This window comes from Bartonella sp. AU16XJBT (assembly GCF_028618665.1).
GTDB lineage: Bacteria > Pseudomonadota > Alphaproteobacteria > Rhizobiales > Rhizobiaceae > Bartonella.
This window is the reverse complement of the sequence record NZ_JAQITF010000073.1, coordinates 1-1,179: the sequence shown is the minus strand read 5'-3', so window position 1 is coordinate 1,179 and position 1,179 is coordinate 1. Positions and strand designations below refer to the sequence as shown.

Genomic DNA, 1,179 nt, shown 5'->3' with positions numbered 1-1,179 from the left:
ACTTTTTTATGGAAAAAACAAAGCATAAGTGATGATCTTTTTTTAAAATTACAATAAGAATAGGGAATGCTTAAACTCATAAATATATGTAATATAGAGATAAAGCTTGAGAACATGATCTAGCCTTTTTTATTAGCAGCGTATTCTTGACGAGCAAGTTGTCTCTGTATATTTTTGGTTAATCTTTCATTGGCATATTGTGCAATAGCACTTGCAATATCTGGCTTGGACATCACTTTAGCAATTGATGGTCCTTCTTGTTTTGCAATAGGGAATTGGTCTCCATCATCTCTTTGAAACACATTCCCTCCCATTTTTAACTCAACACGTTTGGGAAAACTGCCTCCCATGATAAAACCATGGGGCAAGATTTCTTTCTTTTTAAACAGTGTATAAGTTACGCCGCGTTTTGTTTCTCTTGCTTTAAAAAATTTAAGAGGTATTGGTGTTCCAGAACCAATGATATCTGTCTCAAGAAACCTTGCTGTTGCCTTTTCTTTAATATAAACACCTCTTCTTATACGCTTTATTTGGGCTGATGAGATGTCGGTAACTTGCTTTTCAGTAAAGCGTTCAACTTGTTTTGCTGCAGTGTTTAGAGCATTACGCAGAGCCCAATTAAGGCGAGGGGCTTGAAGGCTTGTGAAGGTATCTTTTACCTGTTGAAGATACCATTTTTGGTGGATAATTAATTTCAACTTTTAAGCCTTTTGGGGGGTAGATGTTGATGGCTTGGAAGCTTTAGGTGCTTTTGGTTTTTCGAACGAGGGTTCCTCTGTTACTGTTTCAGATGATGTTTGGTTGGGTTCTTTTTCTACCTGCTTAATCTGTTCAATTGTCTTGTCGGGTTTTATTTTTGTTTTGACATCAACAAAAGGTTTAGCGGCATTTGCACGTTTGAGACGTGCGTAGACTTGATTAGAAATCTCAACAAATGGATTATTGGGAGTTGAAGTTTCAAAACGAACAGTGCTTTTATTATCGCCAACAACACACATTGGCTTGGTGATGATTGCTTTCATCTTCGCTCCTTTTGAGGCAATGAATTAATGACATCATTGGTTACTGAATGGCGTTTGATATGTGCAAAATAGATTAGTCTGTTTTATCAATAAAAACAGTACTTTAAGCCCTCTTGAAAGCTTAATATTTTATCAAATTTTAGGGGATATTTTTGAA

General features: G+C 35.9%; 2 protein-coding genes. Both read right to left on the bottom strand.

Translation table 11 applies throughout. The annotated features are described in order from the left end of the window. Nucleotides 1-119 precede the first annotated feature (119 nt). Entirely contained in the window at nucleotides 120-698 is a 579-nt protein-coding gene (locus PVV66_RS09620) for a hypothetical protein (RefSeq protein ID WP_273719331.1), read from the bottom strand. Between the two features lie 3 nt (nucleotides 699-701). After that, a complete protein-coding gene (locus PVV66_RS09615) occupies nucleotides 702-1,022 on the bottom strand; it encodes a hypothetical protein (protein ID WP_273719330.1) in 321 nt (106 codons plus the stop codon). Nucleotides 1,023-1,179: the final 157 nt, after the last annotated feature.